Raw genomic sequence first — 17,455 nt, forward strand, 5'->3', positions numbered from 1 at the left:
TGACCTGGGCTTTTCTCATCCATAGGCTGTGGGGGAGAAAAACTTCGGCAACCTGTTCATGATCACCGCGAACGCCACACAGAAGGCACCTCCGCACAGCGGAAAGTAAGGATCACAAGACAGTTGCATCTGTTACCTGTGGACGATTAGATTGCCGCTCATGACATCGGCCCCCGCGACGCCACGGCGTGCCCCCCGCCGCCATGACCGCGAGATCATCGCGCTCGCCCTGCCGGCCTTCGGCGCCCTGGTCGCGGAACCGCTCTTCGTCATGGTCGACAGCGCCGTCATCGGCCACCTCGGCACCCGCCAGCTCGCCGGCCTCGGCGTCGCCGCCGCTCTCCTCACGACCGCCGTCTCGGTCTTCGTCTTCCTCGCCTACGCCACCACCGCCGCGGTCGCCCGCCGGGTCGGCGCCGGCGACCTCCCCGCGGCGATACGCCAGGGCATGGACGGCATCTACCTCGCCCTGCTCCTCGGCGCGGCCGTCATCGCCGTCGTCCTGCCCACCGCCCCCTGGCTCGTCGAGGTCTTCGGCGCCTCCCCGGCCGCCGCCCCGTACGCCACCACGTACCTGCGGATCAGCGCGCTCGGCATCCCCGCGATGCTGGTGGTGCTCGCCGCCACCGGAGTCCTGCGCGGCCTCCAGGACACCAGGACCCCGCTCTATGTCGCCGTCGGCGGCTTCACCGCCAACGCCGCCCTCAACGCCGGGCTGGTCTACCTCGCCGGCCTCGGCATCGCCGGCTCCGCCTGGGGCACCGTGATCGCCCAGTGCGGCATGGCCGCCGCCTACCTCGTCGTCGTGGTCCGCGGCGCCCGCCACCATGGTGCCTCACTCCGCCCGGACGCCGCCGGGATCCGGGCCTGCGCCCAGGCCGGCGTTCCGCTGCTGATCCGCACCCTCTCGCTGCGCGCGGTGCTGATGATCGCCACCGCCGTCGCCGCCCGACTCGGCGACGCCGAGGTCGCCGCCCACCAGATCGTGCTGTCCCTCTGGTCCCTCCTGGCCTTCGCCCTGGACGCCATCGCCATCGCCGGGCAGGCCATCATCGGGCGCTACCTCGGCGCCGGGGACGAGGACGGCGCCCGGGCCGCCTGCCGCCGGATGGTGCAGTGGGGCATCGCCTCCGGAGTGGTCCTCGGCGTGCTGGTGGCGCTCGCCCGACCGCTCTTCATCCCCCTCTTCACCACCGACCCCGCCGTCCAACACCCGCTGCTCGCCACGCTCCTGGTCGTCGCGGTCACCCAGCCGGTCTCGGGCGTCGTCTTCATCCTCGACGGCGTCCTCATGGGCGCGGGGGACGGGCCCTATCTCGCCGGGGCGATGGTGGTGACGCTGGCCGTCTTCGTCCCGGCCGCCCTCGCCGTCCCGGCCCTCGGCGGCGGCCTGGTCGCCGTGTGGTGGGCGATGGCCCTCATGATGACCGTCCGGATGCTGACGCTCTGGGTGCGTACCCGATCAGGACGGTGGATTGTGACCGGGGCCTCGCGATGAAGCACCTGCCGAATTCCGGCCCCGCACAGATAATGACCTTGTGCGCTCGCTTGCCAGGAAATCCGTCCTGCCCCTGACGCTCGTCATCGTCGGGGCAGCCGCAGTGGTGGGCTACGCCGCGGAGGAGAACCACCACAGCAGAGCCGGCAGTGGCCCCGCCGGTTACGGCAAGTCCGGCGCGCCCGGCGGGCCGCCCCAGGACCAGGACCCGACCGCCTCCGCCCCGCCCCAGGACGGCAACGCCTACACCCCGCGCAGGACCGAGGAGAACGGCCGGATCGGCGCGGTCTTCGAGAAGGACGACCACGGCGCCCACTTCTGCACCGCGAGCGTGGTGCAGAGCCCGGGCCGGAACATGCTGATCACCGCGGCCCACTGCGCCTTCGACGCGGACACCGGCAAGCCGGTGGACGACCTGGTCTTCGCCCCGGACTACCGCAACGGCGACGAGCCCACCGGCCTGTGGAAGGTCAACAAGGTTGTGGTGGACGACCGTTGGGCCACGTCGCAGGACGAGGACCTCGACGTCGCCTTCCTCAGCCTCGACGCCAAGGACGGCAAGCAGATCCAGGACGTCCTCGGCGGCAACACCCTCGGCATCGACCGCGGCTTCGACAACGAGGTCAAGATCACCGGCTACCCCACCAGCCGGGACACCCCGATCTCCTGCCAGAACCGCGCCACGAAGTTCAGCGACACCCAGATGCGCATCCAGTGCACCGACTTCGAGGGCGGCACCAGCGGCAGCCCCTGGCTGGCCGACTACGACCCCAAGAGCCACACCGGCACGGTCATCGGCGTCCTCGGCGGCCACGAGGGCGGCGGCGACCAGGACGACGTCTCCTACGCCGCGTACTTCGACGACGACATCGCCAAGCTCTACAAGCGCGCCCAGGACGAGGACTGACCGCGCTCAGCCCGCCCGCGCAACGCGAAGGGCCGTACCCCGCGAGGGGGTACGGCCCTTCGGCGTTCGCTGCGAACTACGCTCAGGCGGCGACGACCTCGACGCCCAGCTTCGCGACGACCTCGGCGTGCAGACGCACCGAGATCTGGTGCGCGCCCAGGGTCTTGATCGGCGAACCGACCTCGACGCGGCGCTTGTCGACGTCCGGACCACCGGCGGCCTTGATCGCCGAGGCGATGTCGGCCTGGGTGACCGAGCCGAACAGGCGGCCGGCCTCGCCGGCACGCACGGCCAGCTTCACGTTGACGCCCTCAAGCTGAGCCTTGACCTCGTTGGCCTGCTCGATCGTGGCGATCTCGCGGATCTTGCGACCGCGGCGGATCTGCTCGACGTCCTTCTCGCCACCCTTGGTCCAGCGGATCGCGAAACCGCGCGGAACCAGGTAGTTGCGGGCGTACCCGTCCTTGACGTCAACGACGTCGCCGGCGGTGCCGAGGCCGGAGACCTCGTGGGTGAGGATGATCTTCATGTGTCAGTCACCCTTCCCTTATCGCGCGGTGGACGTGTAGGGCAGCAGCGCCATCTCACGGCTGTTCTTCACGGCCGTGGCGACGTCACGCTGGTGCTGAGTGCAGTTGCCGGTGACCCGGCGGGCACGGATCTTGCCGCGGTCGGAGATGAACTTCCGCAGCAGGTTCGTGTCCTTGTAGTCGACGTAGGAGATCTTCTCCTTGCAGAACACGCAAACCTTCTTCTTAGGCTTGCGAGCAGGCGGCTTCGCCATTGTCTCTCTCCAGTGAGTTCAAGAAGTGTGTGCTGACGCCCTCAGGCCCCGGCCGCTCTCCGCCCCGTGCCACGGGAAACACGCCGTTTCACGTGAAACACCGACGGAGTAACGCATCGCCGGACCTAGAAGGGCGGCTCGTCCGAGTAGCCACCGCCACCGGAGCCGCCGGAGCCACCGCCCCAGCCACCGCCGCCACCCTGGCCACCGCCAGAGGGACCACCAGTGGCCCACGGGTCGTCGGCCGGAGCACCGCCACCCTGCTGACCGCCGCTGGGGCCGCCGCCCCAGCCGCCGCCACCCTGGCCGCCGCCCTGCTGGCCGCCGCCGAAGCCGCCGCCCTGGCCACCGCGACCGCTGGTCTTGGTGACCTTCGCCGTGGCGTTCCGCAGGCTCGCGCCCACTTCCTCGACGTCGAGCTCGTAGACCGTGCGCTTCACGCCCTCGCGATCCTCGTAGGACCGCTGCTTGAGACGGCCCTGGACGATCACGCGGGTACCCCGCGTAAGGGATTCGGCGACGTTCTCCGCCGCCTGACGCCACACCGAGCAGGTCAGGAACAGGCTCTCGCCGTCCTTCCACTCATTGGTCTGGCGATCGAAGGTGCGGGGAGTGGACGCGACGCGGAACTTCGCGACCGCCGCACCGGACGGGGTGAAGCGCAGCTCGGGGTCGTCGACAAGATTGCCGACGACCGTGATGACGGTCTCGCCTGCCATTAGGGGAACCTCTCGGCGGGTGTGCTGCTGGCTGCTGGTGTTGCTGCTACTCGAACCCGGTTACCGCTGGACGCGTACGCGCTCAGTGGGTCTCGGGACGGAGGACCTTGGTCCGAAGAACCGACTCGTTCAGGTTCATCTGACGGTCGAGCTCCTTGACGACCGCAGGCTCGGCCTGCAGGTCGATGACCGAGTAGATGCCCTCGGGCTTCTTGTTGATCTCGTACGAGAGACGACGACGGCCCCAGGTGTCGACCTTCTCGACCTTTCCGTTGCCCTCGCGGACGACGGAGAGGAAGTTCTCGATCAGGGGGGCAACGGAGCGCTCCTCCAGATCGGGGTCGAGGATGACCATCACCTCGTAGTGACGCATGGTGAACCCACCTCCTTTGGACTCAGCGGCCACGGTCGTTCCGTGGCAGGAGGGTCGTGATGCGTTTCCGCGCCCGCCGACCCGTGTATCCGGGCAGACATGGGCGCAGACCGTACAGAGTACCTGCCTCCGCGCTTCCGGTTGAAATCCGCCCACCGGACCCCGCAATCTGGAACACAACGGGTGTGAGCGGCGTTACAGTGCGCCGCCTCGTCAGTGGGAGGTGCCGTATGGCACAGGCAGCACGGACCCAGCGGAATCTGCTCGCGATCCTCAACAGCGACGGCCAAGCCCATCCCGTAGAGAACACCTTCGCGGTCGTGACCCTCGTCCTCGGAGCGATTGCCGCCTTCACCGCACTCTCCCCCAGCCTCCACCTGGTCAGTTCCTGGGTGGGCCTGATCGGGATCGGTACGGGCCTGTGGGGCCAGTACATCTCCTCCACGACGGCGGAGCGCTTCCTGTTGATCATCGGGCTCGGCGCGGCGGGCGTCGGGTTCTACATCGGCCTGGCCCACGGCGGCCTCTTCGGCGGCGTCATCGGCTAGTCCGCACCGTCGCGCTGGCGGCTATACGGGGCCTGGTCCCGTACGGCCCAAACGGGGCGCTCCCGGGTCACAGTAGGCTTCGGCGCGAGAGCCGGAGCCCCGACCATGGGGACACACCAGCCGAGGAGCGCCCCGCATGAGCCTGACCCTGAGGACCATCAGTCGAGAGCAGCATCTGGCATACATCCAGAGCCTGCCCGCGGCGAGCCACATGCAGGTCCCGGCCTGGGCTGACGTCAAGGCCGAGTGGCGGTCCGAGAGCCTGGGCTGGTTCGACGCGTCCGGCGAGCTGGTCGGCGCCGGTCTGGTCCTCTACCGCCAGCTGCCCAAGATCAAGCGGTACCTCGCCTACCTTCCCGAGGGCCCGGTCATCAACTGGTACGCGCCGAACCTGGAGGAGTGGCTGCAGCCGATGCTCGGCCACCTCAAGCAGCAGGGCGCCTTCTCCGTGAAGATGGGCCCGCCGGTGGTCATCCGCCGCTGGGACTCCGCCGCGATCAAGGCGGGCATCCAGAACCCCGACGTCAAGCGGCTGCGGGACGTCGAGGCCAGCCACATCGAGGCGCGCGCCTTCGAGGTCGCCGACCGGCTGCGCCGCATGGGGTGGCAGCAGGGCGAGGACGGCGGCGCCGGCTTCGGCGACGTGCAGCCCCGCTACGTCTTCCAGGTCCCGCTGGACGGCCGGCCGCTCGAAGAGGTCCACAAGGGCTTCAACCAGCTGTGGCGCCGCAACATCAAGAAGGCCGAGAAGGCCGGCGTCGAGGTTGTCCAGGGCGGCTACCAGGACCTGGAGGAGTGGCAGCGGCTCTACGAGATCACCGCGAAGCGCGACCAGTTCCGGCCGCGCCCGCTCAGCTACTTCCAGCGCATGTGGTCCGCCCTCAACGCCGAGGACCCCAACCGCATGCGGCTCTACTTCGCCCGCCACAACGGCGTGAACCTCTCCGCCGCGACCATGCTCGTCGTCGGCGGGCACGTCTGGTACTCGTACGGCGCCTCGGACAACATCGGCCGCGAGGTGCGGCCCTCCAACGCGATGCAGTGGCGGATGCTCCAGGACGCCCACGCGCTCGGTGCCTCGGTCTACGACCTCCGCGGCATCAGCGACTCGCTGGACGAGAACGACCACCTCTTCGGCCTGATCCAGTTCAAGGTCGGCACGGGCGGGCAGGCGGCGGAGTACCTCGGCGAGTGGGACTTCCCGCTCAACAAGCTGCTGCACAAGGCGCTCGACATCTACATGTCGCGTCGCTGACCGCTCCTTCGCACCGTCCGTACTCCTGACACACCCCCACGAGAAAGGTTCCGGGCCGGCCATGGCGCTCACCCTCTACGTCGACACCGCGCGCTGGCGGGCGCATCAGCAGAGCGTTCTCCAGCAGTTCCCCGGGCTGGTCCCGGTCTGCAAGGGCAACGGCTACGGCTTCGGCCACGAGCGCCTCGCCGAGGAGGCCACCCGACTCGGTTCCGACATCCTCGCGGTCGGCACGACCTACGAAGCGGCCCGGATCAAGGACTACTTCAGCGGCGACCTGCTGGTGCTGACGCCCTTCCGGCACGGCGAGGAGCCGGTGCCGCTGCCCGACCGGGCGATCCGCTCGGTCTCCTCGGTCGAGGGCGTGGGCGGGCTGGTCGGCGCCCGTGTCGTCATCGAGGTCATGAGCAGCATGAAGCGGCACGGCGTCCAGCCGGAGGACCTGCCGAAGCTGGCCGCGGCCATCGAGGACGTCCGGCTGGAGGGCTTCGCGATCCACCTGCCGCTGGACCGCACCGACGGCTCCGACTCCGTCGACGAGGTCATCGGGTGGATGGACCGGCTGCGCGCCGCCCGCCTCCCGCTGCACACCATGTTCGTCAGCCACCTCAAGCCGGATGAATTCGCCCGGCTCCAGCAGCAGTTCCCGCAGACCCGCTTCCGGGCGCGGATCGGCACCCGGCTCTGGCTCGGCGACCACGACGCCACCGAGTACCGCGGCTCGGTCCTCGACGTCACCCGCGTCGCCAAGGGCGACCGGTTCGGCTATCGCCAGCAGAAGGCGGCCTCGGACGGCTACCTCGTCGTGGTGGCCGGCGGCACCTCGCACGGCGTGGGCCTGGAGTCGCCCAAGGCGCTGCACGGGGTGATGCCGCGCGCCAAGGGCGTGGCCCGCGCCGGCCTGGCGAGCGTCAACCGCAACCTGGCGCCGTACGTCTGGGCCGGCAAGCAGCGCTGGTTCGCCGAGCCCCCGCACATGCAGGTGTCGATCCTCTTCGTCCCGGGCGACGCCCCCGAGCCCAAGGTGGGCGAGGAGTTGGTGGCCCATCTGCGGCACACGACCACGCAGTACGACCGCGTCGTGGACCGCTGAGCCGGCCGGCCCGCACACAACGTCAGGGGCCCGGTGCCGCGGAACTCTCCGCGGCACCGGGCCCCCGATGCTTTTCCGCCGCTCAGTCCCGGGCGACGCCCCAGCGCACCCGCGGTGTCGCCTCGAAGCGCACCGCGTGCCGCGGCTCGTGGGCCGTCCCCCCGAGGACGAAGACATCGGGGCTGCGGTCCAGGACACCGCCCGAGGGGTCGTCGTCCCCGTCCCTGCGGACCACGTCGCGCTCGGGCATCAGGATGTCCCGGACGACCAGGGCACACACATAGAGGGTGCCCAACAGGTGCACGGCGATGGCCAGTTGGTAGCCCTCGGGCGGCAGCCCCTGGTGCTTGTCGCCGTTGCCGGTGTAGGCCAGGTACAGCCAGATCCCCAGGAAGTACATGACCTCGCACGCCTGCCAGATCAGGAAGTCCCGCCAGCGCGGCCGGGCCAGCGCGGCCAGCGGGATCAGCCACAGGACGTACTGCGGCGAGTAGACCTTGTTGGTGAGGATGAACAACGCCACGACCAGGAAGGCGAGTTGGGCGAAGCGCGGCCGGCGCGGAGCGTAGAGCGTCAGCAGCGCGAGGGCGCCGCAGCCGACGATCATCAGCAGCGTCGCGTAGAGGTTGGCGTTCTCCAGCGGGTTGCCGGTGCGCTGGGAGAGCAGCAGCCAGAGCGAGCCGAAGTCGATCGGCCGCTCCTGGCTGAAGGTGTAGAACTTCGCCCAGCCCTCGCGGATGTGGAAGCCGGAGGCGTCGTGGGCGATCATCACCGGCAGGTTCACCACCAGCCAGGAGACCACCGCGCCGAGGACGGTCCGCCCGTAAGCGCGCCAGGTCCCGGCCCGCCAGCACAGCACCAGCAGCGGGCCCAGCAGCAGCACCGGATAGAGCTTCGCCGCGGTCGCCAGCCCGATCAGGACGCCGGCCGCCAACGGGCGACTGCGCGACCACATCAGCATGCCGGCGGCGGTCAGGGCGACCGCCAACAGATCCCAGTTGATGGTGGCGGTGAGGGCGAAGGCCGGCGCCAGGGCCACCAGCAGCCCGTCCCACGGACGCCGCCGGTGGGTCCGGGTCACGCAGACCGCGATGACGGCCGCGCAGACCATCAGCATGCCGGCATTGACCAGCCAGTAGATCTGCTCCCGGCCCTGGATCGCCCCGCCGTGCGGGGTCAGCCACGACGCGACTTCCATGAAGAGCCCGGTCAGCACCGGGTACTCCAGGTACTGCATGTCCCCGGGCAGCTTGTCGAAGTACGGGATCAGGCCGTCGGCGAAGCCCCGGCCCGAGTAGAGGTGGGGGATGTCCGAGTAGCAGGCATGGACGTACTGGCTGGTGGCGCCGAAGAACCAGCCGCCGTTGTAGCAGGGCAGCTTCTGCACCATGCCGAGCGCGAACATGCCGAGGGCGACGAGCACGACCACCCGCACCGGCGTCAGCCAGTGCGCCCCGAGCAGGGCGCGCCGGCCGATCGGCCCGCCGACCAGCTCGCTGCCGGCCGCGGCCACCTCATCCCGTTTCGTCGGCCGAACGGGCTCGTCCTGTCGCAGGCTCGTCATGGCCCCATCCTGCCGTACGGACCGGGGACGAACGCGACGAAGCCCCCGCCCGGTCGCGCCGGGTCGGGGGCTTCGTCGAGCCATGTTTCACGTGAAACGCGTCAACGTTTCACGTGAAACGCTCAGCCCGTCTCACCTCCGGTGGGCCCGCCGAAGATGCCTCCGCCGGTGCCCCCGCCGTTGGTCGGGTCGGGGGTGCCGGGAGGCGTCCCACCGGTGTCACCACCCGGTCCGCCCGGGCCTCCGCCGGTCGTCCCGGCGTTGCCTCCGTGGTCCTTGCAGTGCAGGTCCCAGGGAGAGCAGCTCTTGGTCGGCGTCGGGCTGCCACTGCCCGTCGGAGTGGCGCTCTGGCTGGGCGTGGCCGTCGGGCTCGGCGACTGCGTGGCGCTCGGCGTGGGCGTCGGTGTGGGGGTGGGCATGCCGGGCTCGTTGATGACCTGCCCGATCGGCTGGGCCTCCGGGAACGGCTGCGGACTCATGCCCTCCATCGCCTGCATCATGTACTGCGTCCACACCTCGGTCGGCAGCGCGCCACCGTGGATCGAGTCGAAGCCACCGACGCCGTTCATCGACAGCTGGCGCGGGTTCTGGGCGTCCTCGCGGAACATGGCGATGGCGGTCGACAACTGCTTGGTGTAGCCGACGAACCAGGCCGACTTGTTCTCGTCCGTGGTACCCGTCTTGCCCGCGGCCGGCATGCCCAACTTCAGGGCGTTCTTGCCGGTGCCGTTCTTGATCACGTTCTGCAGCACGTCGGTGACGTTGTTGGCGATGTTCGCGTCGATCGCATTCGACTTCGGAGTCGGCTTGTCGAAGCCCGGCAGTTCCTTGCCCTCGGAGACCACCTTGGTCACCGAGTAGGGCTCCACCTGCGTACCGGAGGAGGCGAAGGTGGCGTAGGCGTCCGCCATCCGGATCGCGCTCGGCGTCGAAGTACCCAGTGCGAACGACGGGTTGAGGTTCTTGTCGAAACTGGACTGCGAGATGCCGGCGGCCTGCGCCATGGACCGCACCTTGTCCATGCCGACGTCCATGCCGAGTTGGACGAACGGGGTGTTGACCGACTGCTCCATCGCCTTCCGCAAGGAGATGTAGCCCCAGGGGTAGTTGCTCTCGTTCACCTGGTAGAAGGGCGAACCGTCCTTCTTCAGCACATACGAGCCGTCCGCGTTCTTCACCTTGAGGTGGTCGTCGCCGTTGTACTTGCTGTCCGGCGAGATCGGCTGGCCGCTCCCGGCCTTCCCGTACTTCATCGCCGCGGAGAGGACGAACGGCTTCCAGGTCGAGCCGACCGGCACGCCGAAGGTGTCGGCGTTGTTGCTGAAGTGCCCCTTGTCGTAGCCCTCGCCGCCGTACAGCGCCACGATCCGGCCGTCGCCCGGCACCACCGAAGCGCCGCCGAACTGGACGTACTTGTCCTTGTCCGGACGCTTCTTCGGGTCGATGTAGCGGTCGTTGACCTTCTGCACCGCGGCGGCGAGTTCCTTGGTCTTCTTCTCGTCGAAGGTCGTCTGGACCGTGTAGCCGCCCTTGTCGAAGCGGGCCTCACTGATGTCCGTGTTCTTGAGGACGTACTTCTTGGCGACGTCGATCAGGTAACCGATCTGACCGCCCTTGCTCGCCACCGGCCTCGGCTTCAGCGGGGTGGGGAAGCCCTTGGCCTTGTACTTGGCCTCGTCCGCCTGCGACAGGTGCTTGTTGGCGACCATGCGGTCGAGGATCCAGGCCCAACGCTGCTTGGCCCGCGCCGTGTTGAGGGCGGGCGTGGCGTTCGCGCCGATGCCGCCCGACGGGTCGTAGAGGTTGGCGCCCTTGAGTACGGAGGCCAGGAAGGCGCTCTCGCTCGGGTCCAGCTTGGAGGCGTCCTTGCCGTAGTACGCCTGTGCCGCGGCCTGGATCCCGTAGGCACCGCGACCGAAGTAGCTGGTGTTCAGGTAGCCCTGCAGGATCTCGGGCTTGGTCTGCTTCCAGCCGACCTTGATCGAGATGAACAGTTCCTTGAACTTCCGGTCAATGGTCTGTTCCTGACTCAGCATCGCGTTCTTGACGTACTGCTGAGTGATGGTCGAGCCGCCCTGGGTGTCACCGCCCCGGGCCATGTTGACCAGGGCCCGGAGGATACCCATGGGGTCGACGCCGTGGTCGCTCCGGAACGAGGCGTTCTCCGCTGAAATCACCGCGTTCTGCATGGACATCGGGATCTCGCTGATCCCGACCACCTGACGGTTGGTCTCGCCGTCGCGGGCCATGACCTTGCCGTTGGACCAAAGGTAGACATTGTTCTGCGACTTGGCGGCCTTGTTCACGTTGGGCACCTGCACCATCGCGAGCCCGACGCCGGCCGCGCCGACGATCAGGGCGGCGGTCCCGACGCAGATGCTGGCCACCTGTTTCCAGGACGGCATCCACCGCCGCCAACCGGTGTGGTTGGCACGCGGGTAGTCAATGAAGCGCTTCCTGGGCGGCTTTCCGCCGCCACGGCCTCGCCCGCGACCCCCTTCACCGCCACCGCCACCACCACCACGGCGACCGCCGCCCTGGCCGACGCCACCACCGGACGCCATGGCTGTGGAGTCGGACGCCTTGCGTCGGCCGCCCCGTTGGGCGGCCCGACGGGCCTCGGCGCGGCCACCCGGCCGCGGTTGGGGCGTCAGCGGGGTGGTGTCATCGGTGCGCGACGGAGCAGCGCGGCGCCCGGAAGGCTGTGCGGCGCGTCTGGCAGCGGCACGCCCGCCACCTTGCGGCTGGGGTGGTTTGCGACGGTGCTCGCTCATGGAACGAATACTCCTCGGACAGGCGCGCTCTCTCGTCGCCTGAAGGCGGCAGTTGGCTTCAGGTCCCCCCAGTGCACGGCCCGTTCCTGACGCGCGGGCCGCACTACACCGAGGTCAGGGACGCCACGTATAGGCCCACGGTTCCCGGCAGTCTGCATGCCGCACAGACTACGCACGGCCAAAACCTGCCCAGTGTTGAAATTCACTCCAAAACAGTCAGGTTGCGTCGCACGAATAAGTGATGTGACGCCGTTCACCGTCTGACCTCTTGTTCCGCCCAGGGCCCCGTTCTATCGTCTGGATGTATCGACTCGATACATCAGAGCGAGATAAAGACCGCACAGGGCCTAGGAGGCGGAGGATGAGCAGGCGTTCCGGCATCCTCGAATTCGCCGTCCTCGGTCTGCTCCGGGAATCCCCGATGCACGGTTACGAACTGCGCAAGCGGCTCAACACCTCGCTCGGGGTCTTCCGCGCCTTCAGCTACGGCACGCTCTACCCCTGCCTCAAGTCGCTGGTCGCGAACGGCTGGCTCGTCGAGGAAACGGGTGGCGCCCCGGAGGGCGTTCCCGCCACGGCGCTCACCGGACGCCGGGCCAAGATCGTCTACCGGCTGACCCCGGCGGGCAAAGAGCACTTCGAGGAACTGCTCAGCCACTCCGGGCCGGACGCCTGGGAGGACGAACACTTCGGTGTCCGCTTCGCGTTCTTCGGCCAGACGTCTCGGGATGTGCGGATGCGCGTGCTGGAAGGCCGCCGCAGCCGGCTGGAGGAACGCCTGGAGAAGATGCGCACTTCCTTGGCCAGGACCCGCGAGCGCCTGGACGACTACACCCTCGAACTGCAGCGGCACGGCATGGAGTCCGTGGAGCGCGAGGTCCGTTGGCTCAACGAGCTCATCGAGAGCGAGCGCACCGGGCGCGAGCAGCGCGCACCGGAGGACTCCACAGCGCAGGACAAGAACAACCAGTCAGGAGACACGGGCGGCCTGCCCCGGCACCGGGGTGGTTCCCGGCCGGACCCGTCCGAATGACACCACCACATGAGGCCCTGCCCTCCAGGTCCTCATCGAGATCACAGGGAGCAACCGGAATGGGTTCGGTTCGCGTAGCCATCGTCGGCGTGGGCAACTGCGCCGCCTCGCTGGTACAGGGCGTCGAGTACTACAAGGACACCGACCCGGACAGCCGCGTGCCCGGCCTCATGCACGTGCAGTTCGGCGAATACCACGTCCGCGACGTCGAGTTCGTGGCCGCCTTCGACGTTGACGCCAAGAAGGTCGGCCTCGACCTCGCGGACGCCATCGGCGCCAGCGAGAACAACACCGTCAAGATCTGCGACGTGCCGAACACCGGTGTCCAGGTCCAGCGCGGCCACACCCTCGACGGCCTGGGTAAGTACTACCGCGAGACGATCGAGGAGTCCGACCAGGCCCCGGTCGACATCGTCCAGGTGCTCAAGGACCGGCAGGTCGACGTCCTGGTCTGCTACCTCCCCGTCGGCTCCGAGGACGCGGCGAAGTACTACGCGCAGTGCGCCATCGACGCCAAGGTCGCCTTCGTCAACGCCCTCCCGGTCTTCATCGCCGGCACCAAGGAGTGGGCGGACAAGTTCACCGAGGCCGGCGTGCCGATCGTCGGTGACGACATCAAGTCCCAGGTTGGCGCCACCATTACGCACCGCGTGCTGGCCAAGCTCTTCGAGGACCGGGGCGTCGTCCTGGACCGCACGATGCAGCTGAACGTCGGCGGCAACATGGACTTCAAGAACATGCTGGAGCGCGAGCGCCTGGAGTCCAAGAAGATCTCCAAGACGCAGGCGGTCACCTCCCAGATCCCCGACCGCGAACTGGGCGAGAAGAACGTCCACATCGGCCCGTCCGACTACGTGGCCTGGCTGGACGACCGCAAGTGGGCCTATGTCCGCCTTGAGGGCCGCGCCTTCGGCGACGTCCCGCTGAACCTCGAATACAAGCTGGAGGTCTGGGACTCCCCGAACTCCGCGGGCGTCATCATCGACGCGCTGCGCGCCGCCAAGATCGCCAAGGACCGGGGCATCGGCGGCCCGATCCTCTCCGCCTCCTCGTACTTCATGAAGTCGCCGCCGGTGCAGTACTTCGACGACGAGGCGCGGGAGAACGTCGAGAAGTTCATCCGCGGCGAGGTCGAGCGCTAAGCGCGTCCCGCCCCCTCCCACCGCCGGCCTCCGGTTATTCCTCCCGGAGGCCGGCGGGCTGTGTGAGGCTGTGCCTCATGCATGTTGTGCGCGATCTCCGCGTATTACTCCGGCTGCGCGACTTTCGTTCGCTCCTGGCCGTGCGGCTCCTCTCGCAGGCCGCCGACGGGGTGTTCCAGGCGGCGCTCGCCACCTTCGTCATCTTCTCGCCCGAGAAACAGGCGTCCCCCGAGGCGATCGCCTCCGCCATGGCGATCCTGCTGCTGCCGTACTCCCTTCTCGGGCCGTTCACCGGGGTGTTGCTCGACCGCTGGCGCCGGCGGCAGGTCCTGCTCCACGGCAATCTCCTGCGCGCCCTGCTCGCCGCACTCACCGCGGTGCTGATCGCGGTGCGGGTCCCCGACTGGCTCTTCTACGTCTCCGCGCTGTGCGTGACCGCCGTGAACCGCTTTGTCCTGGCGGGACTTTCGGCCGCCCTGCCCCGCGTGGTCGACGGCCTGCACCAGCTCGTGATGGCCAACGCCCTTTCCCCCACGGCGGGAACGCTCGCCATGACGGCCGGCGGCGGGCTGGCCTTCGCGCTCCGACTGGCCGGCACGAGTGTGGACGGCCTCGTGGTGCTGCTGGCCGCCGGGCTGTACCTCTGCTCCGCCCTCACCGCCCTGCGGATGACCCCACAGCTCCTCGGGCCGGACCCCTCGGTGCTCCAACCCCATCTGAAAGACGCCCTGTTGAGCACCGTGCGCGGGCTCGTGGAGGGCCTGCGCCATCTCGCCGCCCGTCCCACCCCGGCCAGCGCGCTCACCGTCATGACGGTGGTCCGCTTCTGCTACGGCGCGCTGACGGTCATGGTGCTGATGCTGTGCCGGTACGCCTGGTCCAGCACCACGTCCGAGGGGCTGGCGCTGCTAGGGGTGACCGTCGCCGTGTCGGGAGCCGGCTTCTTCGCGGCCGCGGTGGTCACCCCCTGGGCGGTCGAACGGCTCGGCCCCTTCGGCTGGATGGCCTGTTGTGCCGCGGCGGGCGCGGTCCTGGCACCCGCACTCGGGCTGTTCTTCCGCCCGGCGCCGATGCTGGTGGCCGCCTTCGTCCTCGGCCTGGGCACCCAGGGGACCAAGATCTCCACGGACACGGTGGTCCAGTCCTCGGTCGACGACGCCTTCCGCGGCCGCATCTTCGCCATCTACGACGTGCTGTTCAACGTCGCGTTCGTCGGCGCGGCCGCGGTCGCCGCCCTGATGCTGCCGCCCGACGGCCGGTCCGTAGTCCTGATCGTCGTGGTCGCCTCGCTCTACGCGGTGGTCGCCGCGGCCCTGGTCCGCTTCGTGCGCCGCTGAACACTCTCCGCCGGCATCCAACACCCGCGCCGATACGGCGCCCCAGCGGAGCAGATACCTTACGGGCGTACTTCACGCGCCCGGACACCGCACGTCTGGGCACACCAGATTTCGGGGGAACTTCCCATGACCACGCCTCCGCAGGGGCAGAACCCGTACGGCCAACCCCCGTACGGGCAGCAGCCATACGGACAGCAGCCGTACGGCCAGCCTCCCTACCCGCAGCCTCCCCAGCCGCCACAGGCCGGCTACGGACCGCCTCCGGGCGGGCAGCCGCAGGGCGGGCCCGCGCCCCAGGGCGGATACGCCTACCCCCAGCAACCGCAGCCGCCGTACGGCCAGCAGCAGCCGCAGGGTTATCCGCAGGCGCCGCAGCAGCCCTTCCTGCAGAACGGGGCTCCCGTGCCCCCGCCGCCGGCCCGCCAAGGCCGGTCGCCCAAGGCGATCCTGAAGGGCATCGTCGTGGTCGTGGGCCTGGTCGTCATCGGGGTGGCCTGGGTGAGCAGCTGGCACGACGCCGACACCGCCAAGGCCGGCGACTGCATGAAGAACGAGGGCAACGAGATCAAGCCCGATCTCAAGGTGGTGGACTGCGGTACGGCGGAGGCCAAGTACAAGGTGAAGTCCGTCCACACCGACACCACGGACGTCTCGCTCTGCCCCAGCGGCACGAGGGCCTATTCGGAGGTCCAGCACCGCCGCCGGGCCTCCGACACCCGGTTCGTGCTCTGCCTCCAGGACGTCAAGTAGCCGCGGAATCCGCCCACTTGCACCGCGGGGCGGTGTTTCACGTGAAACGGCAGAGCCTCTGCCGCCGCGTTTCACGTGAAACACCGCCCCGTTGCACTTCGCCCGGTTTCACGTGAAACACCGCCGGTTTCACGGTCGCCACGGGCTCCGGCGCCTCAACTCTGCGTCGCCCACCACTCCTTGAGAGCGGCCACCGCCGCCTCGCGGTCCATCGGACCGTGCTCCAACCGCAGCTCCAGCAGGTGCTTGTACGCCTTGCCGATCTGCGGGCCGGGGCCGACGTCGAGGATCTCCATGATCTCGTTGCCGTTCAGGTCCGGACGGATCGCGTCCAGCTCCTCCTGCTCCTGAAGCCGACCGATGCGCTCCTCCAGCCCGCTGTAGGCCCGCGACAGCGCGGCCGCCTTGCGCTTGTTGCGCGTGGTGCAGTCCGAGCGGGTCAGCTTGTGCAGGCGGTCCAGCTGCGGGCCGGCGTCCCGGACGTAGCGGCGGACCGCGGAGTCCGTCCACTCGCCCGTGCCGTACCCGTGGAACCGCAGATGCAGCTCCACCAGGCGCGCAACGTCCTTGATCATGTCGTTTGAGTACTTCAGGGCGGTCATGCGCTTCTTGGTCATCTTTGCCCCGACCACCTCGTGGTGGTGGAAGGAGACCCGACCGTCGCTCTCGAAACGCCGCGTCTTCGGCTTGCCGATGTCGTGCAGCAGCGCCGCCAGCCGCAGCACAAGGTCGGGCCCGTCGTCCTCAAGGTCGATGGCCTGCTCCAGCACCGTCAGCGTGTGCTCGTAGACGTCCTTGTGCCGGTGGTGCTCGTCGCTCTCCAGACGCAGCGCGGGCAGCTCCGGCAGCACCCGGTCGGCGATCCCGGAATCGACCAGCAGCCGCAGGCCCTTGCGCGGATTCGGCGCCAGGATCAGCTTGTTGAGCTCGTCGCGCACCCGCTCCGCGGAGACGATCTCGATGCGCTCCGCCATCGCCGTCATCGCCTCGACGACCTCGGGCGCCACCGTGAAGTCCAGCTGCGCGGCGAAGCGGGCCGCCCGCATCATCCGCAGCGGGTCGTCGGAGAACGACTCCTGCGGCGTCCCCGGAGTCCGCAGCACGCGGGCCGCCAGGTCCTCCAGACCGTCGTGCGGGTCGACGAACTCCTTCTGCGGAAGCAGCACCGCCATGGCGTTGACCGTGAAGTCCCGACGGACCAGATCGTCCTCGATCGAGTCGCCGTAGGACACCTCGGGCTTGCGCGAGGTGCGGTCGTACGCCTCCGAGCGGTAGGTCGTGACCTCGATGTCGAACGCGTCCTTCTTGCAGCCGACCGTGCCGAAGGCGATGCCGACCTCCCAGACCGCGTCCGCCCATGGCCGGACGATCTTCAGCACGTCCTCGGGACGGGCGTCGGTGGTGAAGTCCAGATCGTTACCGAGCCGGCCGAGCAGCGCGTCCCGGACCGACCCGCCGACCAGGGCAAGCGTGAACCCGGCCTCCTGGAAGCGACGGGCCAGGTCGTCCGCGACGGGGGAAACCCGCAGCAGCTCGCTCACGGCACGGCGCTGCACGTGGTTCAGCGCGTTCGTCGACTGCGGAGCCTGCTCGGACCGCGTGGTGGGGAAGTCATTGTTGGCGTTCGGCACAACAGAAAAGGGTACGTGGCCGCGCGGCTCGCGGCGCCACGTTAATA

Annotated in this window: 16 protein-coding genes; 9 read left to right on the plus strand and 7 right to left on the minus strand. The window is 69.0% G+C overall.

Features of this window, described 5'->3' with window-relative positions:
* Nucleotides 1–160 precede the first annotated feature (160 nt).
* Entirely contained in the window at nt 161–1,498 is a 1,338-nt protein-coding gene (locus tag ACFVFQ_RS15085) for an MATE family efflux transporter (RefSeq protein ID WP_383414755.1), read from the plus strand.
* A gap of 40 nt (nt 1,499–1,538) precedes the next feature.
* Nucleotides 1,539–2,405: a trypsin-like serine peptidase gene (locus ACFVFQ_RS15090; RefSeq protein WP_383414758.1), complete on the plus strand. Its 867-nt coding sequence runs from the start codon at nt 1,539–1,541 to the stop codon at nt 2,403–2,405.
* A gap of 82 nt (nt 2,406–2,487) precedes the next feature.
* Here ACFVFQ_RS15090 and rplI read toward each other — a convergent pair whose 3' ends face one another.
* From rplI to rpsF, 4 genes are all read right to left on the minus strand, one after another.
* The gene (gene rplI / locus ACFVFQ_RS15095) at nt 2,488–2,934 is read right to left on the minus strand and encodes a 50S ribosomal protein L9 (protein ID WP_383414761.1); all 447 of its coding nucleotides are present in this window, start codon (nt 2,932–2,934) and stop codon (nt 2,488–2,490) included.
* An 18-nt stretch (nt 2,935–2,952) separates the two neighbouring features.
* Nucleotides 2,953–3,189 (minus strand): 30S ribosomal protein S18, encoded by a 237-nt coding sequence (rpsR, locus tag ACFVFQ_RS15100; RefSeq protein ID WP_003978893.1) that lies wholly within the window; start codon nt 3,187–3,189, stop codon nt 2,953–2,955.
* A 125-nt stretch (nt 3,190–3,314) separates the two neighbouring features.
* Nucleotides 3,315–3,908, minus strand: coding sequence for a single-stranded DNA-binding protein (locus ACFVFQ_RS15105; protein ID WP_274914620.1), 594 nt, complete (start codon nt 3,906–3,908; stop codon nt 3,315–3,317).
* A gap of 82 nt (nt 3,909–3,990) precedes the next feature.
* Nucleotides 3,991–4,281: a 30S ribosomal protein S6 gene (rpsF, locus tag ACFVFQ_RS15110; RefSeq protein ID WP_383414766.1), complete on the minus strand. Its 291-nt coding sequence runs from the start codon at nt 4,279–4,281 to the stop codon at nt 3,991–3,993.
* A gap of 230 nt (nt 4,282–4,511) precedes the next feature.
* On the opposite strand from rpsF, the gene ACFVFQ_RS15115 reads away from it, so the two are divergent.
* From ACFVFQ_RS15115 to ACFVFQ_RS15125, 3 genes are all read left to right on the plus strand, one after another.
* A complete protein-coding gene (locus ACFVFQ_RS15115) occupies nt 4,512–4,829 on the plus strand; it encodes a hypothetical protein (RefSeq protein ID WP_383414769.1) in 318 nt (105 codons plus the stop codon).
* A gap of 136 nt (nt 4,830–4,965) precedes the next feature.
* A complete protein-coding gene (locus ACFVFQ_RS15120; RefSeq protein WP_383414771.1) occupies nt 4,966–6,084 on the plus strand; it encodes a lipid II:glycine glycyltransferase FemX in 1,119 nt (372 codons plus the stop codon).
* A 61-nt stretch (nt 6,085–6,145) separates the two neighbouring features.
* A complete protein-coding gene (locus ACFVFQ_RS15125; protein WP_383414774.1) occupies nt 6,146–7,177 on the plus strand; it encodes an alanine racemase in 1,032 nt (343 codons plus the stop codon).
* Nucleotides 7,178–7,259: 82 nt separating this feature from the next.
* Here ACFVFQ_RS15125 and ACFVFQ_RS15130 read toward each other — a convergent pair whose 3' ends face one another.
* Both ACFVFQ_RS15130 and ACFVFQ_RS15135 read right to left on the minus strand, forming a co-directional pair.
* Nucleotides 7,260–8,741, minus strand: coding sequence for a glycosyltransferase family 87 protein (locus ACFVFQ_RS15130; RefSeq protein WP_383414777.1), 1,482 nt, complete (start codon nt 8,739–8,741; stop codon nt 7,260–7,262).
* Between the two features lie 122 nt (nt 8,742–8,863).
* Nucleotides 8,864–11,146, minus strand: a complete 2,283-nt coding sequence (locus tag ACFVFQ_RS15135; RefSeq protein WP_383414780.1) for a transglycosylase domain-containing protein — start codon at nt 11,144–11,146, stop codon at nt 8,864–8,866.
* A 730-nt stretch (nt 11,147–11,876) separates the two neighbouring features.
* Here ACFVFQ_RS15135 and ACFVFQ_RS15140 point away from each other — a divergent pair.
* The 4 genes from ACFVFQ_RS15140 to ACFVFQ_RS15155 all read left to right on the plus strand — a co-directional run bounded on the left by ACFVFQ_RS15140 (nt 11,877) and on the right by ACFVFQ_RS15155 (nt 15,777).
* A complete protein-coding gene (locus ACFVFQ_RS15140; RefSeq protein ID WP_383414782.1) occupies nt 11,877–12,548 on the plus strand; it encodes a helix-turn-helix transcriptional regulator in 672 nt (223 codons plus the stop codon).
* Nucleotides 12,549–12,607: 59 nt separating this feature from the next.
* Nucleotides 12,608–13,690 (plus strand): inositol-3-phosphate synthase, encoded by a 1,083-nt coding sequence (locus tag ACFVFQ_RS15145; protein ID WP_383414785.1) that lies wholly within the window; start codon nt 12,608–12,610, stop codon nt 13,688–13,690.
* 77 nt (nt 13,691–13,767) lie between these two features.
* Nucleotides 13,768–15,027, plus strand: a complete 1,260-nt coding sequence (locus tag ACFVFQ_RS15150) for an MFS transporter (RefSeq protein WP_383414787.1) — start codon at nt 13,768–13,770, stop codon at nt 15,025–15,027.
* Nucleotides 15,028–15,153: 126 nt separating this feature from the next.
* Nucleotides 15,154–15,777 carry a hypothetical protein gene (locus ACFVFQ_RS15155; protein WP_383414790.1) on the plus strand — a complete coding sequence of 208 codons (624 nt, stop codon included), beginning with the start codon at nt 15,154–15,156 and terminating at the stop codon, nt 15,775–15,777.
* A 155-nt stretch (nt 15,778–15,932) separates the two neighbouring features.
* Here ACFVFQ_RS15155 and ACFVFQ_RS15160 read toward each other — a convergent pair whose 3' ends face one another.
* Nucleotides 15,933–17,408 (minus strand): CCA tRNA nucleotidyltransferase, encoded by a 1,476-nt coding sequence (locus tag ACFVFQ_RS15160; protein ID WP_383414793.1) that lies wholly within the window; start codon nt 17,406–17,408, stop codon nt 15,933–15,935.
* Nucleotides 17,409–17,455: the final 47 nt, after the last annotated feature.

It is taken from the genome of Streptomyces sp. NPDC057743, assembly GCF_042798755.1.
Taxonomy (GTDB): domain Bacteria; phylum Actinomycetota; class Actinomycetes; order Streptomycetales; family Streptomycetaceae; genus Streptomyces.

Excerpts from the sequence above, each read along its gene's own strand:
- ACFVFQ_RS15135 (WP_383414780.1), bottom strand. The coding sequence starts at position 11,146 with ATGCCGTCCTGGAAACAGGTGGCCAGCATCTGCGTCGGGACCGCCGCC.
- ACFVFQ_RS15120 (WP_383414771.1), top strand. The coding sequence starts at position 4,966 with ATGAGCCTGACCCTGAGGACCATCAGTCGAGAGCAGCATCTGGCATAC.
- ACFVFQ_RS15145 (WP_383414785.1), top strand. The coding sequence starts at position 12,608 with ATGGGTTCGGTTCGCGTAGCCATCGTCGGCGTGGGCAACTGCGCCGCC.
- ACFVFQ_RS15140 (WP_383414782.1), top strand. The coding sequence starts at position 11,877 with ATGAGCAGGCGTTCCGGCATCCTCGAATTCGCCGTCCTCGGTCTGCTC.
- ACFVFQ_RS15105 (WP_274914620.1), bottom strand. The coding sequence starts at position 3,908 with ATGGCAGGCGAGACCGTCATCACGGTCGTCGGCAATCTTGTCGACGAC.
- ACFVFQ_RS15125 (WP_383414774.1), top strand. The coding sequence starts at position 6,146 with ATGGCGCTCACCCTCTACGTCGACACCGCGCGCTGGCGGGCGCATCAG.
- ACFVFQ_RS15115 (WP_383414769.1), top strand. The coding sequence starts at position 4,512 with ATGGCACAGGCAGCACGGACCCAGCGGAATCTGCTCGCGATCCTCAAC.
- rpsR (WP_003978893.1), bottom strand. The coding sequence starts at position 3,189 with ATGGCGAAGCCGCCTGCTCGCAAGCCTAAGAAGAAGGTTTGCGTGTTC.
- ACFVFQ_RS15085 (WP_383414755.1), top strand. The coding sequence starts at position 161 with ATGACATCGGCCCCCGCGACGCCACGGCGTGCCCCCCGCCGCCATGAC.
- ACFVFQ_RS15130 (WP_383414777.1), bottom strand. The coding sequence starts at position 8,741 with ATGACGAGCCTGCGACAGGACGAGCCCGTTCGGCCGACGAAACGGGAT.
- ACFVFQ_RS15155 (WP_383414790.1), top strand. The coding sequence starts at position 15,154 with ATGACCACGCCTCCGCAGGGGCAGAACCCGTACGGCCAACCCCCGTAC.
- ACFVFQ_RS15150 (WP_383414787.1), top strand. The coding sequence starts at position 13,768 with ATGCATGTTGTGCGCGATCTCCGCGTATTACTCCGGCTGCGCGACTTT.
- rplI (WP_383414761.1), bottom strand. The coding sequence starts at position 2,934 with ATGAAGATCATCCTCACCCACGAGGTCTCCGGCCTCGGCACCGCCGGC.
- rpsF (WP_383414766.1), bottom strand. The coding sequence starts at position 4,281 with ATGCGTCACTACGAGGTGATGGTCATCCTCGACCCCGATCTGGAGGAG.